Genomic DNA, 18,517 nt, shown 5'->3' on the forward strand with positions numbered 1-18,517 from the left:
CGCGCCCGTCGGCACTCCGAAATTGTGCAGGCAGGGCTTGAACTTAGCTACTGTGCATGGGGTTGTTTTCGCCCCTTTTGTTGGGCGGCTCCGGAATTGACCAGATAAGGATGCAGAAGATGTCCGATCTCGCCGACCTCTATCCCGGCTTCGCCTCCGAATGGATCAACACCTCCTTCGGCCGCATCTTCGCCCGCGTCGGCGGCAACGGGCCGCCGCTGCTGCTTCTGCACGGCTTCTCCGAGACGCATGTGATGTGGCATCGCGTAGCGCCGCAGCTGAGCGACCGCTTCACGCTGATCATCGCCGATCTGCCCGGCTATGGCTGGTCCGACATGCCCGAGAGCGATGCGCTGCACATCCCCTACAGCAAGCGCGCGATGGCGAAAGCCATGGTCGAGGCGATGGAGCGACTCGGCCACGTGCACTTCGCGCTCGCCGGCCACGATCGCGGCGGCCGCGTCGCCTATCGCCTTGCGCTCGATCATCCCGGCCGGCTGTCGAAGCTTGCGGTGCTCGATATCCTGCCGACCTATAATTACTGGGAGCGGATGAACCGCGCCTACGCGCTGAAGATCTACCACTGGACCTTCCTGGCGCAGCCCGCGCCGTTGCCGGAGACGCTGATCGCGAGCAACGGCGAGTTCTTCTTGCGCTTCAAGATGGCGAGCCAGACCAAATCGAAGACGCTGGAGGCCATCGACGCGCGCGCGCTCGACCACTACATCGCCCCGTTCCGCGATCCCGCCCGCGTGCATGCGATGTGCGAGGACTACCGCGCCGGCGCCTATTTCGACTACGATCTCGACAAGGCCGATTTCGAGGCCGGCAAGAAGATCACCATTCCGATGCTGGCGCTGTGGGGCAATGCCGGCGTGGCGCAGGCCGCCGCCACGCCGCTCGACATCTGGAAGCAATGGGCGACCAACGTCGTGGGCATGCCGGTGGAGTCCGGCCACTTCCTCACCGAGGAGAACCCCGACGTCACCGCGAAGGCGCTGCGCGAGTTCTTTGCGGCGCCTTAGCGCCGTTCCCGGAAGAAGTCCTTGAGCAGCCGCGCCGCCTCGCTTTCGCCGACCCCGGAATAGACATCCGGAACGTGATGGCAGGTCGGCGAGGTGAAGAACCGCACGCCTGATTCCACCGCGCCGCCCTTGGGATCGGCCGCGCCGTAATAGAGGCGCCTCACCCTTGCAAACGAGATCGCGCCCGCACACATGGTGCAGGGCTCCAGCGTCACGTAGAGGTCGCAGTCGACCAGGCGCTCGCTGCCGATCTTTTTGGCGGCTTCGCGGAGCGCAATGATCTCGGCATGAGCCGTGGGGTCGTAGTCGGTCAGCGTCCGGTTCGCCGCGGTGGCGATGACCTCGAAATTGCGGACCACGACGCATCCGATCGGAACTTCGCCCGACTTTCCGGCGTTTTCGGCCGTTCTGAGCGCCAAATCCATGAAAGAGGGGGCTTTCAAGCCTCGTATCATCGCCAGAAACCTGCTAGTAGCTGCGCCTTCAGCAGAAGTGCTTACCGATTTTGCCTGAGCATGCGGCTCGAGACGAGCGCGCACAATGCTTTCTGGCCACCCCCTGAGTGAGATTATCAATGCCTCGCGACAGCGACAAAGACAACGATTCCCGTGGCCGGCGCGACCGTGGCCCGGCCAAGGGCGGCCCGGCGAAGGGCCGGTCCGGCAAGCCGCGCGGGCCCGACAAGAAGTTCGCCAAGCGCGGACCTGGGGACAAGGGCGCCGCCCGCCCGTCCCGCGAAGGTCAGCCGTTCCGCCGCCGCGAAGAGGGCGATGCCCCGCGCCGCGACTTCGGCGACCGCCCTAAGTTCAATCGCGAAGACCGGCCGCGCGGTGAAGGTCGCGGCGAGCACAGCTTCAAGCCACGTGGCGATCGGCCCTTCAAGCCGCGTGAAGACCGTCCGTTTTCCGACCGTCCGTCGCGCGACGGCGAGAAGCGCCCGTTCAAGCCGCGCGGTGATCGCCCGTCCTATGGGCGTGACGATCGTCCGCCGCGCCGGGATCGCGACGATTCCCGCCCGGCCGGCCGGACCGGTGACAAGAAGTTCGGCGACAAGCGGCCCTACGCGCCGCGTGGCGACCGTCCGGAGCGCAAGTTCGACGGCGAGCGCAGCTTCAAGCCGCGCGGCGACCGTCCGTTTTCCGATCGTGGCCCGCGCGATGGCGAGAAGCGCCCGTTCAAGCCGCGCGGTGATCGCCCATCCTATGGGCGTGACGATCGTAGCGAGCGCAGCGATTCAAAACCCTGGCAGAAGCGCGATGCGGCTCCGCGCGGCGACCGGCCGCCGCGCAAGGATTTCAGCAAGGGTCCGCGCAAGGATTTTGGCGGTAGCGACCGCGGTCAGGACAAGCCCTGGCAGAAGCGCGACGATCGCACATCGGGTGATCGTCCGTTCCGCGAGCGGCCGAAATTCGATCGGCCCAAGTTTGATCGGCCCGATCGTCCGAAGTTCGACCGCCCACGCGATGATCGTCCCAAGTTCGACAGGCCCCGTCGTGACAACGAGGGCGAACGTGGTGGGCGCGGCGGTGATCGCCCGAAATTCGATCGTCCGCGCGAGCGTTCCGACTGGCACGAGCATCCGCGCAGCGAAGCTCGCTCCAGCGATCGTCCGCGCCGCGAAAACGAGGACGAGAGCAGGATCTTCGAGAAGCGTCCGGCCTTCGGTGGCCGCGGCGCCTATCGCGAGCGCGATCGTGATCCCGAGCGGCGGCCGCGCCGGGAGGAAGAGGCCAAGCCGAAGAAGGCCGGCGAGCGTATCGCCAAGGTGCTGTCGCGTGCGGGGCTCGCCTCGCGCCGCGATGCCGAGGAGATGGTCACGCAGGGCCGCGTCAGCGTCAACGGCCGGGTGATCAATTCGCCGGCGCTCGACATCACCTCGAACGACGTCGTCACCATCGACGGCAAGCCGTTGCCGGAGCGCGAGCGCACGCGGCTGTTCCTCTATCACAAGCCGCGCGGTTTGATGACGACGCATGACGATCCCGAGGGGCGTCCAACCGTGTTCGACAATCTGCCCGAAGGTCTGCCGCGGCTGATCTCGATCGGCCGGCTCGACTTCAACACCGAGGGCCTGCTGCTGCTCACCAATGATGGCGGGCTCGCGCGCACGCTCGAGCTGCCGGACACCGGCTGGCTGCGCCGCTACCGCGTCCGCGCCCATGGCGACGTCACGCAGGCGCAGCTCGACGAGCTGAAGAACGGCATCGAGATCGAGGGCGTCAAATACGGTCCGATCGACGCCACGCTGGAGCGTGACCAGGGCGCCAATGTCTGGCTGGTTTTCGCGATCCGGGAGGGCAAGAACCGCGAAGTGCGCAACGTCTGCGCCCATCTCGGGCTGGAAGTGAACCGGCTGATCCGGGTGTCGTACGGCCCGTTCCAGCTCGGCGAGGTCCCCGAAGGCCAGGTCGAGGAGATCAAGTCGCGCGTGCTGCGCGACCAGCTCGGCGACAAGATCATCGAGAAGTCGGGCGCGCAGTTCGACGTGCCGAAGAAATCATCGTCGAGCGACGAAGACGGCGCACCAAGCGAAAAGAAGCCGGCGAGCAAGCGCGGCGTGATCAACGACCGCAAGGGCCGCCGCGTGCTGGTGCAACGCACCGGCAGCGAGGAGGCGCGCGAGCGCAACGAGTCCGAGGCCAGCGGCTACGGCCCGCCACGCCGTCCCAAGCGCGGCTATCACGGCAAGCGCGATCTGGCGCCGAAGGACGGCGAGTAAGATCATGCGCGTGGTCGGCGGTCGATTGAAGGGGCGCAATCTGGCCTCACCGTCCTCGCGCGACATCCGCCCCACGGCGGACCGCCTGCGCGAGTCCGTGTTCAATATCCTCGTGCACGCCTATGACGATCCGATTGCGGACGCGCGCGTGCTCGATCTCTTCGCCGGCACCGGCGCGCTGGGCATCGAAGCGTCGTCACGCGGCGCGAAGTTCACGCTGTTCGTCGACAACGGCGCGGAAGCGCGCGCCCTGCTGCGGAACAATGTCGAGTCGCTGGGCCTGGGTGGCGTGACAAAAGTCTATCGCCGCGATGCGACCGATCTCGGGCCTGCGCATCCGGTCGAGCCGTTCTCGCTGGTGTTCCTCGATCCGCCCTATGGCAAGGGGTTTGCGGAGAAGGCGCTCGCGAGCCTGCGCGACGGCGGCTGGCTGGCGCCGGGCGCGCTGCTCGTCGTGGAAGAGGCGAAGACGGCGCAGTTCGTCACGCCCGAAGGCTTCGCGGAATTGGAGCGGCGCGCTTATGACGACACGGAGTTCGTGTTTTTGAAGCGGCCGTAATTTCGAAGATTACCGCCGCCCGAACAGCTTCTCGACATCCGACAGCTTCAGCTCGACATAGGTCGGGCGGCCGTGATTGCACTGGCCGGAGTTCGGCGTCTCCTCCATCTCGCGGAGCAGGGCGTTCATCTCCTCCGGCCGCAGCCTTCTGCCGGCGCGCACGGAGCCGTGGCAGGCCATGGTGGCGGCGACGTGCATCAGGCGGCGCTCCAGCGGCAGCGCCTCGTCCCACTCGGCCATGTGCTCGGAAAGATCGCGCAACAGCCCGCCAGCGTTGGCCTTGCCGAGCAGCGACGGCGTCTCGCGCACCGCGACCGCGCCGGGACCGAAGGATTCGATCGCCAGGCCAAACGACGCCAGCTCCTCGCTGCGCTCAAGCAGGCGTTCTACCGTGGCCTCATCCATCTCGACGATCTCGGGGATCAGCAGGATCTGCCGCTGCACGCCGTTGGCCGCCAGCGAGGCCTTGAGCCGCTCGTAGACGATGCGTTCATGCGCGGCATGCTGGTCGACGATGATCAAGCCGTCGCGGGTCTGCGAGACGATATAGGTCTCGTGGATCTGGGTGCGTGCCGCGCCGAGCGGACGATCGACGAGATCGCCGACAGGCTGCGTTTCGATCCGCACGTCTGCACTCGGCGCACCGACATCGAACGCAGCCTGCGCGCGCTCGGCGAAAGCGGGTGCGGCGGAGCCTTCGAACGGTGGCATCGGCGCGACCGGGGCGGATGGCGACTGGCGCCAGGCCCAGCTTGCCGGGCGCGGCGTGAATGCGGGGCGGAACGACGACAGCGCGCTCTCGCCGCCGTTGGCAGCCGTGCGCCGGCCCTCCCGTGCCAGCCCTTCCTTCAATCCGTGCACGATCAGCGCGCGTACGAGGCCGGCGTTGCGAAACCGCACCTCGGTCTTGGCCGGATGCACGTTGGCGTCGACCTCGCGCGGATCGAGCGTGACGAACAGCGCCAGCACCGGATGACGGTCGCGCGGCAGATAGTCAGCATAGGCCCCGCGCACGGCGCCGAGGATCAGCTTGTCACGGACCGGCCGGCCGTTGACGAAGAGATATTGCCCGAGCGCGTTGGCTTTGGTCAGTGCGGGCGCCGCGGCATAGCCGGCGACCACGACGCCCTCGCGCTCGGCATGGACCTCGATGGCATGGCTGCGGAACTCCGTGCCCAGGATGTCACCGAGACGGGTCAGGCGACCGGCGACGCCGGGCAGCGCCGCAGCCCAGGTCACCGGCGCGCGCTCTTCGCCCGCGAGCGTGAAGGCGATTTCGGGTCGTGCCATCGCAAGGCGCCGCACCACCTCACGGATCGCTTCCGCCTCGGTGCGGTCGGTCTTCAAAAACTTCAGCCGCGCCGGCGTCGCGTAGAAGAGGTCATTGACCTCGACCCGCGTACCATGCGCGAGCGCCGCCGGCATGATCTCGGACTTCTCGCCGCCCTCGACATTGAGCGCCCAGGCGTGCGGCTCGCTGGCATGCCGCGTGGTGATGGAAAGCCGCGCCACCGAGCCGATCGAGGGCAGTGCCTCGCCGCGGAATCCGAGCGTGCGGATCTGCAGCAGGTCCTCGTCATCGAGCTTCGAGGTGGCGTGACGCTCGATCGCCAGCGACAGGTCCCTGGCGGTCATGCCGCCGCCGTCGTCGGTGATGCCGATCCGCCGGCGCCCGCCGCCATCGGTGAAGACGTCGATCCGGCTGGCGCCGGCGTCGATGGCGTTCTCGACGAGTTCCTTGACCACGCTCGCGGGACGTTCGACCACCTCGCCGGCGGCGATGCGGTTGACGACTTGCTCTGGAAGCTGGCGGACGGGCATGAAACTCGATCTTGGGCTCGAATCTGGAATCGCGGACAGCGCTATTCTAGGCCGTGTTGCGTCAAAAGCAGGTGTTGGGCAACAGGGACGTGGCGGGCTGGGGAAGAGGGGTGTCTATCACATTGAAGAGATTGGACGTTCGAGGAAATCGTGCAACCGATAGACCCATCTCCGGCTCTCGTTCCGATTGTGGGGTGCCGGGCTGCGGTGTAGCATCGTGAAAAAACGGCAACAGACCGGGAGGACGCCATGTGCCATCTCTTCGCGCATCAGCCCCAACGCGACTACGAATCCCAGACCCGCTCATTGCGGATCGGTGGGCATTGCACCTCGATCCGTCTGGAAATGGCATTCTGGGACACGCTGGAGGAGATCGCGGCTAAGGAGAACATGAGCGTCGGCAAGTTCCTGACGACGCTCTACAACGAGGTGCTCGACCACCACGGCGAGGTCAACAATTTCGCGTCGCTGCTGCGCTGCTCCTGCCTGATCTATCGCTCCCGGAATCTGGCGCCGGTACGGGATTTCAAGGTCGCCGTCGCGCCCATTCTCGATGCGGCTGAATAGCCTCACCTCTCATTGCGAGGGGCTCTTGCGACGAAGCATTCCAGACCGTGACCGCGGTGGGATTCTGGATTGCTTCGCTTCGCTCGCAACGACGGGGAGGGAGCGGTGTGCTCCGTTCCGAACCGATGACGTCGGACGTCAGATCTCCTTCTTCTGCATCGCGCCGGCAATGTAATCCGCCTGCCGGATCGCCAACGAAACGATGGTCAGTGTCGGATTGCAGGCTGCGCCGCTGGTGAACTGGCTGCCATCGGAGACGAACAGGTTCTTGACGTCGTGGCTCTGTCCGAACTTATTGACCACGCCGTCGCGCGGCTTCTCGCTCATCCGGTTGGTGCCGAGATTGTGCGTGCTGGGATAGGGCGGTGTCGGGTAGCTCACGGTGGCGCCGACGGCATCGTAAACCGCAGCGCCCTGCTTGTAGGCGTGCGCGCGCATCGCGATATCGTTGGGATGGTCGTCGAAGTGGACGCTCGCGACCGGCTGACCGAACTTGTCCTTCACGGTCGGATCGAGCGTGATGCGGTTGGTCTCCTGCGGCATGTCCTCGCCGACCAGCCACATGCCGGCCATGCGCGGATAGCCGTCGAGCGCTGCGGTGAACGGACGTCCCCAGGCGCCGGGGTTGAGGAACGCTGCCATGAAGGGCAGTCCGATCGACAGTGTCTCCATCTCGTAGCCGCCGACGAAGCCGCGCTTCGGATTGTTTGCGGCCTCGTCGCGGATGATGCCGGCCATGGTGGTGCCGCGATACATGTGCACCGATTTCTCGAACACGGCGTAGACGCTGCCGGTCATGTGGCGCATGTAGTTGCGGCCGATCTGGCCCGATGAATTGCCGAGGCCGTCCGGAAACATCGTGGATGCGCTGTTCAACAGCAGCCGCGGGCTTTCGATCGAATTGCCGGCCACCGCAACGATGCGGGCCTTCTGGCGCTGCATCGCGCCAGCCTCGTCGGCGTACACCACGCCGGTGACCTTGCCGCCCGCATCATGCTCGATCTTGACCGCCATGCTCGCGGGGCGGACCTCGAGATTGCCGGTCGCCTCGCCCTTGGGTATCTCGGTGTAGAGCGTCGACCATTTCGCGCCTGATTTGCAGCCCTGGAAGCAGAAGCCGATCTGCTGGCAGGCGCCGCGCCCATCTCGTGGCTGGCTGTTGATCGCCATGTTGCCGGTATGCACAGTCTTGTAGCCGAGCTTCTTTGCGCCGGCCTCCATCACCCTGAAGTTATTGTTGCCGGGAAGTCCGGGAATGCCGTTGGTGCGGGTCACGCCCATCTTGTTCTCGGCCTTGGCGTACCACGGCTCCATCTCCGCGAGCGTGATTGGCCAGTCCAGCAGGTTGGCGCCGGGAAGGTTGCCGTAGGTGCTCTTCACCTTGAACTCGTGCTCGTCGAACCGCAGCGACGCGCCCGCCCAATGGGTTGTGGAGCCGCCAACTGCCTTGACGATCCAGGCAGGAAGGCCCGAAAAATCCTTGGCGACGCGCCATGTTCCCGATGTGGTGCGGGCATCGGTCCAGGCCAGCTGGGAAAAGCTCTCCCATTCGTCGTTGACGAAGTCCTGATTCTCGATGCGGGGGCCTGCTTCGAGGATGACCACCTTGACGCCCTTCTGTGCGAGTTCGTTGCCCAGCGTGCCGCCGCCGGCACCGGAGCCGACGATCACCACAACGCTGGAGTCGTTCAGATCGAATTTTGCCATTTGCGTTCTCCTGAACCGTTGGGTGCGACTTAGGCTTTCGGCAGCCAGTCGATGTCGGCGAAGCCGCGGTTGATGTAGCCGCCGTGCTCGGCGGAGGAGCCCTCGTAGCCGAACCGCGGCCAGACCTCTTTCTGGTTGTAGAGAGAGACGATGAGGTCGCCGCGCACCTTCTGGAAGAAGTCGCTCTGCTCGATCTCCTTCAAGAGCACCACGCGGTCGGATTCCCAGGGCACTTCGGCGTAAGCCACCTTGTGGCGATCACGCGCATTCTGATCGAGTCGTGTGATGCCGTCGCTGATCAGCGACTTGACGGACGCGTCCTTCACCGCCTTGCCGTCCCACGGCTTGATCGCGGTGATGTAGTAACTGTCGCCGAGGACGTCGTGCGGATAAATATCGCGCGCGACCTTCAGCAGCGTCTTCATCGTTGCGGGCGAAAGCGCGCTGGTCTCGTCGGCCCATGCGCCCTCGATGCTGACGGCGACACTGGTCGCGACTGCCGCGACGGGCACGGCGGTCGCGGCGCCCTTGAGAAAGACGCGGCGGCTGTGCTTGCTTCGACGATCGACTTCTCTCATGGCATTCCTCCTTCGATTTTTGTGATTTGGATTTTGTGATTTGATCAGTTGAAACGTCCGCCGCGCTGGATCACCTCGATCTTGTAGCCGTCGGGATCACTGACGAAGAAGAAGCGCGCCAGCGTTTTGCAATCGTGCTTGAAGTCGCGCAGTGGGCCCGGTGCGAGCTTCTCGCGCTCGAAGCGGGCATGTTCGGCATCGAGATCCTCGACCACCAAGGCGAGATGTCCGTAGCCGTCGCCGAGCGCATAGGGTTCCTTGCGATCGAAATTGACCGTCAGCTCCAGCTCGAAGGGTGAGGACGGGTGCCGCAGATAGATCAAGGCAAAGTCTGCGAACTTCAGACGGTCGGTGACTTCCAGGCCAAAGGCCCGCTGGTAGAAGTCGAGAGAGCGCGCCTCGTCGAGTGCGCGGATCATGGAATGGACCGGCTTCGCCATTCAATTCTGCTCCTTCAGATAAGCGATGATGGCGGCGCGCGTCTCCGGCTTCGCTTGCCGATAGACCATGACCACGCCTGGAATCACGGCTTGCGGATTGGTCAGCCAGGCGTCGAGCGTCGTCTCGTCCCAGGCGAAGGCTGCTTTTGCGAGGGGCTCTGAATAGTGAAAGCCTTCGACCTTGCCGGCGAGCCGCCCGACGATCCTGACCAGCGGCGGACCCTGCCGCACCGGTTCTGATAGGTTCATGGTGTGGCACACTGCGCATTGCTGCTTGAACAGTGTTGCGCCATCCGGCGGCTTTGCAGCCGGCAAGGGCATCTGCGCCTCGGCCACCTGCACCAGCACCATCGCGGTGCACAATCCCAGCACGATCGCGCGCATCGTCAAAAGCCCGCCCATCCACGTCAGTTCAGCGCGCGCAAATTCTAGGCGGCGTCAGTTCGGCGGTGGTAGTAGCGGGCTGTTTCGCAGCAAGCTGCGGTCATCGCGGGTTACGCATGTTCCCTGGCGCCGCATATGAGAACGACAATTCCGCGAAACCGCCCAAAAATCCCTAAACGATGACCACACGAAGTGGATTGCATCACGACCGCGCCGTTCGAACCCTCGACGCGATGAACCGGTCCGGCCCAAAGCGGGCGGCGCAGGAAGCTGCCGAACCGTCGATCGCGAAAGATCCAGGAGAAATGGATGAAGTTGGTGAAGACCTCTGCAATCGCATGCGCTCTCGCGGCCCTGATTGCGACGCCCGTTCTCGCGCAAGGTACATCCTCTGGCGCCAGGCCGGGCGGCACCGTGCAAAGCAAACCCATGCAGGGCGGCGCGGCTGGTAGCGAGGATGAGGATCTCGGCGCACAGCAGGGAGCCGCGGGTGAGAAGGTTGGCATGAAGTCGACCAAGGGTACGAAGGGCGCCGTCGGAACGACCGGTAGCGCGACGCACAAGGGCACGGCAGACGATTCCGTGTCGGGCGGTGCTGCGACCGGCAAACGCTACTGACGCAGCCAGCGAAACGGCAAACCTCCGGTCGCTCCGCGGCCGGAGGTTTTTCACCAATCAGTCAATCGTCGAAATGTCCGCCGCCGCGCTTCGACTTGATGTCGCTGCGGCGCTTCTTGCCTTCGAGCCGGCGCTGTTTGGAGCCAAAGGTCGGCTTTGTCGCGCGCCGCGGCTTCGGCCGGACCATGGCTTCGGCGAGCATCTCCGTAAGGCGGTCGATGGCGTCCTGGCGGTTGCGTTCCTGAGTGCGGAAGCGTTGCGCCTGGATCACGATGACGCCGTCCTTGGTCATGCGTTGCCCTGCGAGCCGGGCGAGGCGCACCGCCGCATCCTCCGGCAGCGTCAGCTTCCGGGTATCGAAGCGCAATTGCGCTGAGGTCGCGACCTTGTTGACGTTCTGCCCGCCCGGGCCGGAGGCGCGGACAAAGCCGATCTCGATGTCGTCCTCGTCGATGACAAGATCGCGGGATATCCGCAGCATGGTGGCACCATTTGTGATGCCCGGACATATCCCGGACGCCTAATTTCGGCAATGGCGCCCGAAATGCAAATGGCCGGGCGAGCCCGGCCATTTCAGAAGCGTACGGAAGACGTCAGTTCGACTTCGTCGCCGGTGCGGCTGCCGGTTGCGCCGCGGCCTGCGGGGCGCGGCCGACGACGACGGTCAGGAGGCCCTGGCCCCAGAGGCGCTTTGCGGCCGCCTTGGCGTCGTCCATGGTGACCGCATCGACGACGGCGTTGCGCTTCTCGATATAGTCGATCGGCAGCTTGTCCTGCTGATATTGCAGCAGCGCCTGCGCGAGCTTCGAGGAGGTGTCGAGCGCCAGCATCTGCGAGCCCTTGAGGTAGGACTTGGCCTCGTCGAGCTCCTTCTGCGTCGGGCCTTCCTCGGCGATCCGTCGCACTTCCTTGTCGATGGCCTCGGTGGTGTCGCCGGCGCGGTCGGCGCGGGTGCCGGTATTGCCGATGAAAACCGCCGAATGCTCCATCCAGAGCAGCGATTCGAACACCGAATAGGCCAGGCCGCGCTTCTCGCGCACCTCGCGATAGAGCCGCGAGGACAGCCCGCCGCCGCCGAGGATGTGGTTGACGACATAGGCCGCCATGAAGTTCGGATCGCTGCGCTTCACCCCGGGGCCGCCGAAGGTGATCACGGTCTGGGGCACGTCGAGCGTCACGAAGGCGCGTTGCGGCGGCCTGGCGGCCTCGATGTCGGGGACCGGCACGAGATTGGCCTTTGCGGGCAGGCTACCAAACGTGTGGTCGAGCAGCTTGCCGAGGGTTGCCGGATCGACATCACCAACCACCGCGATCTTCAACGTGTCCTTGGCGAGCACGCGGCCGACATAATCCCTCATGTCGGCGACCGTGATGGTCGGAACGCTGTCGAGGTTGCCGTTGGACTGCCGGCCGTAAGGATGTTCGCCGAAGGCGACCTCGAGGAATTTGCGGCTCGCTAGCGAGGTCGGGTTGGTGGTCTCGCGGCGTAGGCCCGAGATCACCTGCGAACGAATGCGCTCGACATCGGCGGTTTCGAAATGCGGCGAGGTCAGCGCGCTCCGCAGCAGGTCGAAGGCCTCATCCTTGTTGTCACGCAGCATGCGCAGGCTGCCGCGGAACGTGTCACGGGTGGCGCTGAAGGAGAGCTCGATGGCGCGGCGGTCAAGCCGCTCGTGGAAGGTCTTGGAATCGAGATCGCCGGAGCCTTCGTCGAGGAGATCGCCGACCAGATTGGCGACGCCCGACTTGTCCTTGGGATCCTGTGCCGAGCCGCCGGCAAAGGAATATTCCATGGCGATCAGCGGCACGGTCGCATCCTGCACGAACCAGGCCTCGATGCCGCCCGGCGAGGTCAAATGCTGGATCTTTGCAGCCGCCTGCGACGGCGAAACGGTAGCGAGCGCGAGTGCCGCGCTGGCGACGACGGAGAGCGCGAACTGTCTTGTGTGCAGGAAGTGCCTTGCACGAAGGAAGGGATAAGTCACGAACGCTTCTCCTCGCGCTTGGTGGTCGCGGTGTCCTTGATCAGATAGCCCGTTACCGAACGCTTCTTCTCGAGCCATTTCTGCGCGACGGTGCGGACCTGCTCGGCGGTGACCGCGCGGATGCGATCTGGCCAGCTCCGGATGTCCTCGACCGACAGGCCCGTGGTCAGCGCGCCGCCATACCAGCGCGCCAGAACTGCCTGGTTGTCCTGGGCGTAGATCGCCTCGGCGATGAGCTGGGTCTTGACCCGCTCGAGATCTTCGGCGCGGATCGGATTTTGCGCGATGTCGGCAATGACGCCGTCGACCACCTGCTCGATCTCGGCGAAGCTGACGCCGGATTTGGGCGAAGCCGAGATCGCGAACTGGGTCGGGTCGAGCGAGATGCTCGAATAGCTGGCGCTGGCGGAGACTGCGAGCGGCTTGTCGACCACGAGCGCGCGGTAGAGATAGGAATTGCTGCCGCTGCCCATCAGCTGTGCCAGCACGTCGAGCGCCGCGCTTTCGCCGGCCGCAGCCGTGGTCGCCGAGGGCACCAGGTAATAGCGCCGCAAGCCGGGTTGCTCGACGCGCGGATCGGCCAGGGTCACGGTGCGCGGCGCCGCGGGCTCCGGCTCCTGCGGGCGGATGCGGCGCACCGGGATCGCGGGTTGGGCCGGGATCGAGCCGAAATTGCGCTCGACGAGCGGGCGGATGTCGGCGGCCTCGACGTCGCCGGCAATCACCAGGATCGCGTTGTTCGGCGCGTAGAAGCGGCGATAGAAGGCGAGCGCGTCCTCGCGATCGAGCTTCTCGATCTCCTGGTGCCAGCCGATCACCGGCCGGCCGTAGGGATGATTGAGATAGAGCGCGGCCATGATCTGCTCGTTCAGCCGTGCGTCCGGATTGTTGGCGACGCGCATGTTGTACTCTTCGAGCACGACGTCGCGCTCGGGCAGCACGTTTTCGTCCTTGAGGATCAGGCCGGTCATGCGGTCGGCCTCGAACTCCATCATGGACGGCAACTGCTCGCGCGGCACGCGCTGATAGTAGTTGGTGTAGTCGACCGAGGTCGAGGCGTTCTCGTTACCGCCGACCCGGAGCACGGTCTGCGAGAATTCGCCGACCGGATGTTTCGAGGTGCCCTTGAACATCAGGTGCTCGAGGAAGTGCGCAAGCCCGGACTTGCCCGGCGTCTCGTCCGCCGAGCCGACCTTGTACCAGATCATTTCCGTGACCACGGGCGTGCGGTGGTCCGGAATCACCACGACCTGCATGCCGTTAGCGAGCGTGAAACTGGCGGGCGGAGCCGAGGTCACCGTGGTCTGGGCGAGGGATGCGCCGGCCGTCAGGACGCTGGTCGAAAGCAGCGCGGCAAGGAGGCAGGCAACCGATCGGTAAGAGGGCATCATGATCCTTAGGGAAAGGCCGAGCCCGGATGTCCGGCTCGGAGGCACAGCATGGTACACCGTGCGGCAAACGCTTCGCGTCACGAAGCAGAGAACTCAACTCGGGCGCAAGTTACTGATAAGCAATTTAAAGACCGCGTCCGGCGCGCACGAGCCGCCCGCACCGGGTCCACGTCTGTCAGGATATCGCAAGCGGACAGGAGCGCTATTGTTCCTTGTCCTTGCCGGACATGATGTCGAAATAGGTCCGCCGGGTCTTGTCCTCGCCGGCGCCATAGGCGTAGCTCGGCGACGGCGTCTGGTAGCCCGGCGGCGGCTCGACCAGTGACTGGCGCGGCGGCTCTGTCGTGAATTGCTTGTTTTCAGAGCTGCCGCTGCCCTTCATCATGCCCCACAGGCCGCCAGTGAAACCAAGCTGGGCGGGGCTGAGCGACGGGTTGCCGTTGGTGCCCGGCTGAATAGGATCATTGCTCGTGCGCTCGGGTGCGGCTGTCCTGCCGACCTCCATCTCGGCGGGCGACAACGCCCGGCCTGCCTGCCAGCTTTCCTGAGCCTTGTTGGCCTTCTTGCGCTGAGCGATGGCCTCCTTGCGACGCCTCTCGTCAGGGTCCTTCGGCCAGTTCGGTGCGTTCTTGGCTTCGATGCCCGCGGGTGGCGGCAGGTCGAGCTTGGGCGGCACCACCAGCGGCGACCGCTCGCGGTACTCGATACCCTTCTTCTCCATGCTCTTGGCGCCAATGCCGGACATCAGATTGTCGATGAGCTTCTCTTCGAAGGTCATGTCGTCGTCGTCCTCGCCGTCGTCACCGGCGCGGACGGCGCCAGCCGACATGACGAGACCGATGCCGAGCGCGACAGCGGACAATTTCAACGCCCGCCAGAACCCTTGCCGGGGGTCTGCAACCATCGAACCGCTGGTCTTCGAGCTGCGCATCACTGTACCTGTTCCAAATTGTGGCAGTTTGCCGCTTTCGCGCGGCTTAACCCGCGCGAAAGCAAGGTTCCACCTGCCGGTCCGTATCGGCCGGGATCAGGGCGCTTTTGCGGCGGGTACCCCCAGGAAGGAATCATACAACAGCGCCGCCACCCCAGCAACGATGGCCACGTCGGCGAGGTTGAACACGTACCAATTATAGGTATTTCCGCCGATCTCGATGTGGAACAGGGCGAAATCGACCACCGCGCCATAGGCCAGGCGGTCGATGCCATTGCCGATGGCGCCGCCGATGATCAGGCCGAGCGCGATGGTCGCCAGCAGGGTATGCGAGCGGGCCATCCAGATCGCCAGCGCGATCACCGCGAGGACCTTGACCGCCATCAGCGCCAGCTGCGCCGCCTGACCATCGTTCTGGAGCCAGCCGAAGCTGATGCCGATATTCCAAGCCAGCACCAGGTCGAAGAACGGCGTCACGCTCACCGCGCCGCGACGGGCGAGGTCGAACACGTTCAGCAGCCAGAGCTTTGAAGCCTGGTCGGCCACGAGCGTGACCAGGGTCGCGAGGATGCCGGCGCGGAGCGGGGTCATGGCGCGGGGATCAGACCCCCACCCCCAGCGCCTTCCATTCGCGCAACGCCCTGGCGTCGCGCGGGGTGACGTCGGGGTATTCGGGGTCTTCACCCACCGTCGGCGAAATCTTCCAGGAACGGGCGCATTTGGTGCCGACCGCTTTCTCCACCACGACCGCGACGCCTGGAACGGCATCGAGACGGAATGCGGAAGCCGGCGCCTCGCCCTCGCGCACCTCGTAGTTCGAGGTGATGCAGATTTCGGCAAGGTCGGTGTCGAACAGCGTCGCAAGCATGTCGCGGTCCGCGACATAGATGACCGGTGATGCCTCCAGCGACGAGCCGATGTTCTTGGCGGCGCGTTCGAGCTCCAGCGCGCCGGTGACGACGCGGCGGACGTTGCGGATCGCTTCCCACTTCGCGGCGAGCTTGTCGTCGCGCAAGCTTTCGAGGTTCTCCGGGAACAGCGTCAGATGCACCGAGGGCTCTGCGTGGGGCCTGTACATCCGCCAGGCTTCTTCCGCGGTGAAGCTGAGGATTGGTGCCAGCCATTTCAGGATCGCGTTGCACAGCAGGTCGATCGTGGTCAGCGCCGCCTTGCGCGTCAGCGAGGACGGCGGATCGCAATAGAGCGTGTCCTTGCGGATGTCGAAATAGAACGCCGAGAGCTCGCTGTTCAGGAAGGCGGACAGGGTCGCGACCACGGTCTTGTAGTCGAACTCCTGATAGGCCTTGCGGACGACGGCAGCACGGACCGCGAGCTCGTGCAGCATCAGCCGTTCGAGCTCCGGCATCTCGGCGGCCGCGACCGCGTCGGCCGGTTGGTAATGATGCAGCGTGCCGAGCATCCAGCGCACGGTGTTGCGCAGCTTGCGATAGGTCTCGATGGTGTTCTTCAGGATTTCCGGGCCGATGCGCTGGTCGTCGGCGTAGTCGGTGGCGCAGACCCACAGGCGCAGGATATCCGCGCCGGAATCCTTGATCACCTTCTGCGGCTCGACGGTGTTGCCGATCGACTTCGACATCTTGCGGCCGTTCTCGTCGAGCGTGAAGCCGTGGGTGAGCACGACGTCGTAGGGCGCGCGGCCGCGCGTGCCGGCGCTCTCCAGCAGCGAGGAATGAAACCAGCCGCGATGCTGGTCGCTGCCTTCCAGATACATCACGGTGTCGCTGCCGCCGTCGACCTTGCGAACGATATTGCCGAGCTGCGGGAAGTTCTGGCGATCCTCGAGCACGAAGGCGTGCGTGGAGCCGGAATCGAACCAGACGTCGCAGATGTCGTCGATCTTCTTCCAGTCCTCGCCGGCGCGGGATCCGAGGAAGCGCTCGCGGGCGCCTTGCATGTACCAGGCGTCGGCGCCTTCCTCCATGAAGGCCTCGGCAATGCGCTGGTTGACGACCTCATCCTGCAGGATCTCGGCCGAGCCGTCGCTCTTCTCGCGCACGAACACGGCGATCGGCACGCCCCAGGCGCGCTGGCGCGAGATCACCCAGTCCGGACGATTGGCGATCATGCCGTTGATGCGGTTCTCGCCCGACGGCGGCACCCATTGCGTCACCGAGATCGCATGCAGCGCGCGGGCGCGCAGCGTGTCGCCCTTCGTCGCGTGGCCATCCTCGCGGATGTCCTTGTCCATCGCGATGAACCATTGCGGCGTGTTGCGGAAGATCACCGGCTTCTTGGAACGCCAGGAATGCGGATATTGGTGCTTGAGGCGACCGCGCGCCAGGAGTTTGCCGGCCTCGATCAGCGCCTTGATCACGGCCTCATTGGCATCGCCCTTCTCGCCCTTGTCGGTGAGCACGCGCTTGCCGGTGAAGCCGGGGGCGTGGTCGGTGAAGGCGCCATTTTCGTCTACGGTGTAGGGGATGGTGGTGTTGATGCCGCGCGCTTCCAGTTCGCGCGCATTGGTCATCCAGACGTCGAAGTCTTCGCGACCGTGACCGGGCGCGGTGTGCACGAAGCCGGTGCCGGTGTCGTCGGTGACGTGATCGCCGGGCAAGAGAGGTACATCGAAATCGTACCCTCTGCCACGCAATGGGTGCGCGCAAACCAACTCGCCCAGTGTGGCACTATCAATTTTGTACGAGTCAAAAAGGTTCGATCCAGCTCGCAAGGCTACCTGAAACGGCAGAGAGAGATTGGACGCTACCAAGAGCGCGGTTGGGCCGAACTTTTCGACATATGCTTTTCTGGCCGCGTTAATCTCCCCCCTCGCAGTTTCATACTGCTCGGGGCTAACGCCGATGTCTTTTGCCGCAGCCTCGATATCCGATGGCTGATCCAACTGCCGGCCGGGAACCAGAAGCGAATAACTGAGCTTGTCTGAATAAGCGATCGCTCGGTTGCCAGGGAGGGTCCATGGGGTAGTCGTCCAGATTACAACCGCGGCATCACGCCACGCGTGGGAGAGTATTGCAGCCTCTTCTGGCGTCGCACCAATTCCGGGAACGGGGAATTTGCTCTTTGTTCCGAGGACCGGGAATTTCACCCACACCGTATCCGACGTGTAGTCCTCGTATTCGACCTCGGCTTCGGCAAGCGCGGTCTTCTCGACCACGCTCCACATCACCGGCTTGGAGCCGCGATACAGCGTGCCGTTGGCCGCGAATTTCATCAGTTCGCGGGCGATCTGCGCTTCGGCGGGATAGCTCATCGTCTGATAAGGATGATCCCAATCGCCGATGATGCCGAGCCGCTTGAACTCCTCGCGCTGGACGTTGATCCAGTGTGTGGCATAGGCGCGGCATTCCTTGCGGAACGCCACCATCGCAGTGGAGTCGCGGAAATCGGGCTTCTGCTTGCCCTTGGAGCGGTAGTTCTCCTCCTCGATCTTCCATTCGATCGGCAGGCCGTGGCAGTCCCAGCCCGGCACGTAGTTGGAATCGAAGCCGAGCATCTGCTGGCTCTTGGTCACGACGTCCTTGAGGATCTTGTTCAGCGCGTGCCCGATATGGATGTTGCCATTGGCGTAGGGCGGGCCGTCATGCAGCACGAATTTGGCGCGGCCCTGGGCTTCCTGGCGCAGCCTGTCGTACAGGCCGATGTCGTTCCAGTATTTCAGCAACTCCGGCTCGCGCTGCGGCAGGCCGGCGCGCATCGGGAATTCGGTCTGCGGCAGATAAAGCGTCTTGGAATAGTCTTTGGCGTCTGACTTCTGTGGCTTTTCGGACATGAGGCTGACTGGCTCGGAAGGGCGCGGGAACGGCTGGCGATGCG

At 64.8% G+C, this 18,517-nt stretch carries 17 protein-coding genes; 5 read left to right on the forward strand and 12 right to left on the reverse strand.

Translation table 11 applies throughout. The annotated features are described in order from the left end of the window. The first annotated feature begins 119 nt into the window (after positions 1 to 119). The gene (locus IVA88_RS02795; RefSeq protein WP_247495776.1) at positions 120 to 1,025 is read left to right on the forward strand and encodes an alpha/beta hydrolase; all 906 of its coding nucleotides are present in this window, start codon (positions 120 to 122) and stop codon (positions 1,023 to 1,025) included. Here IVA88_RS02795 and IVA88_RS02800 read toward each other — a convergent pair. Beyond that, a complete protein-coding gene (locus tag IVA88_RS02800) occupies positions 1,022 to 1,480 on the reverse strand; it encodes a nucleoside deaminase (RefSeq protein WP_247495777.1) in 459 nt (152 codons plus the stop codon). The two genes, IVA88_RS02795 and IVA88_RS02800, sit on opposite strands and share 4 nt — an antisense overlap. A 119-nt stretch (positions 1,481 to 1,599) precedes the next feature. Between IVA88_RS02800 and IVA88_RS02805 the strand changes: the two genes are divergently transcribed. Beyond that, positions 1,600 to 3,744 (forward strand): pseudouridine synthase, encoded by a 2,145-nt coding sequence (locus tag IVA88_RS02805; protein WP_247495778.1) that lies wholly within the window; start codon positions 1,600 to 1,602, stop codon positions 3,742 to 3,744. Between the two features lie 4 nt (positions 3,745 to 3,748). Beyond that, on the forward strand, positions 3,749 to 4,303 hold the full coding sequence (rsmD, locus tag IVA88_RS02810) for a 16S rRNA (guanine(966)-N(2))-methyltransferase RsmD (RefSeq protein ID WP_247495779.1): 555 nt from the start codon (positions 3,749 to 3,751) through the stop codon (positions 4,301 to 4,303). 9 nt (positions 4,304 to 4,312) lie between these two features. On the opposite strand, the gene mutL is transcribed toward rsmD, so the two are convergent. Continuing rightward, positions 4,313 to 6,124, reverse strand: a complete 1,812-nt coding sequence (gene mutL, locus IVA88_RS02815) for a DNA mismatch repair endonuclease MutL (protein ID WP_247495780.1) — start codon at positions 6,122 to 6,124, stop codon at positions 4,313 to 4,315. A 249-nt stretch (positions 6,125 to 6,373) separates the two neighbouring features. Between mutL and IVA88_RS02820 the strand changes: the two genes are divergently transcribed. Continuing rightward, a complete protein-coding gene (locus tag IVA88_RS02820; RefSeq protein WP_247495781.1) occupies positions 6,374 to 6,691 on the forward strand; it encodes a ribbon-helix-helix domain-containing protein in 318 nt (105 codons plus the stop codon). A gap of 138 nt (positions 6,692 to 6,829) precedes the next feature. Here IVA88_RS02820 and IVA88_RS02825 read toward each other — a convergent pair whose 3' ends face one another. The 4 genes from IVA88_RS02825 to IVA88_RS02840 are packed head-to-tail and all read right to left on the reverse strand — an operon-like array spanning position 6,830 to position 9,800. After that, a complete protein-coding gene (locus IVA88_RS02825) occupies positions 6,830 to 8,398 on the reverse strand; it encodes a GMC family oxidoreductase (RefSeq protein WP_247495782.1) in 1,569 nt (522 codons plus the stop codon). A gap of 29 nt (positions 8,399 to 8,427) precedes the next feature. Then, the gene (locus IVA88_RS02830; protein WP_247495783.1) at positions 8,428 to 8,976 is read right to left on the reverse strand and encodes a gluconate 2-dehydrogenase subunit 3 family protein; all 549 of its coding nucleotides are present in this window, start codon (positions 8,974 to 8,976) and stop codon (positions 8,428 to 8,430) included. 44 nt (positions 8,977 to 9,020) lie between these two features. Further along, positions 9,021 to 9,416: a VOC family protein gene (locus tag IVA88_RS02835; RefSeq protein ID WP_247495784.1), complete on the reverse strand. Its 396-nt coding sequence runs from the start codon at positions 9,414 to 9,416 to the stop codon at positions 9,021 to 9,023. Next, on the reverse strand, positions 9,417 to 9,800 hold the full coding sequence (locus IVA88_RS02840; protein WP_247495940.1) for a c-type cytochrome: 384 nt from the start codon (positions 9,798 to 9,800) through the stop codon (positions 9,417 to 9,419). Between the two features lie 309 nt (positions 9,801 to 10,109). Between IVA88_RS02840 and IVA88_RS02845 the strand changes: the two genes are divergently transcribed. Beyond that, on the forward strand, positions 10,110 to 10,418 hold the full coding sequence (locus IVA88_RS02845; protein WP_247495785.1) for a hypothetical protein: 309 nt from the start codon (positions 10,110 to 10,112) through the stop codon (positions 10,416 to 10,418). Between the two features lie 61 nt (positions 10,419 to 10,479). Here IVA88_RS02845 and arfB read toward each other — a convergent pair whose 3' ends face one another. The 6 genes from arfB to ileS all read right to left on the reverse strand — a co-directional run bounded on the left by arfB (position 10,480) and on the right by ileS (position 18,473). Further along, complete coding sequence (arfB, locus tag IVA88_RS02850; protein ID WP_247495786.1) at positions 10,480 to 10,899, reverse strand: alternative ribosome rescue aminoacyl-tRNA hydrolase ArfB; 420 nt, start codon at positions 10,897 to 10,899, stop codon at positions 10,480 to 10,482. Positions 10,900 to 11,011: 112 nt separating this feature from the next. Further along, positions 11,012 to 12,481: a pitrilysin family protein gene (locus tag IVA88_RS02855; RefSeq protein WP_247495787.1), complete on the reverse strand. Its 1,470-nt coding sequence runs from the start codon at positions 12,479 to 12,481 to the stop codon at positions 11,012 to 11,014. Continuing rightward, a complete protein-coding gene (locus IVA88_RS02860; protein WP_247495788.1) occupies positions 12,400 to 13,794 on the reverse strand; it encodes a pitrilysin family protein in 1,395 nt (464 codons plus the stop codon). The genes IVA88_RS02855 and IVA88_RS02860 overlap by 82 nt, the downstream gene beginning before the upstream one ends. Before the next feature lie 202 nt (positions 13,795 to 13,996). Continuing rightward, complete coding sequence (locus IVA88_RS02865; RefSeq protein ID WP_247495941.1) at positions 13,997 to 14,725, reverse strand: hypothetical protein; 729 nt, start codon at positions 14,723 to 14,725, stop codon at positions 13,997 to 13,999. Between the two features lie 96 nt (positions 14,726 to 14,821). Further along, on the reverse strand, positions 14,822 to 15,316 hold the full coding sequence (gene lspA, locus IVA88_RS02870) for a signal peptidase II (RefSeq protein WP_247495789.1): 495 nt from the start codon (positions 15,314 to 15,316) through the stop codon (positions 14,822 to 14,824). A 10-nt stretch (positions 15,317 to 15,326) separates the two neighbouring features. Beyond that, complete coding sequence (gene ileS, locus IVA88_RS02875) at positions 15,327 to 18,473, reverse strand: isoleucine--tRNA ligase (protein ID WP_247495790.1); 3,147 nt, start codon at positions 18,471 to 18,473, stop codon at positions 15,327 to 15,329. Positions 18,474 to 18,517: the final 44 nt, after the last annotated feature.

The organism is Bradyrhizobium sp. 149, from assembly GCF_023073915.1.
Taxonomy (GTDB): Bacteria; Pseudomonadota; Alphaproteobacteria; order Rhizobiales; family Xanthobacteraceae; genus Bradyrhizobium.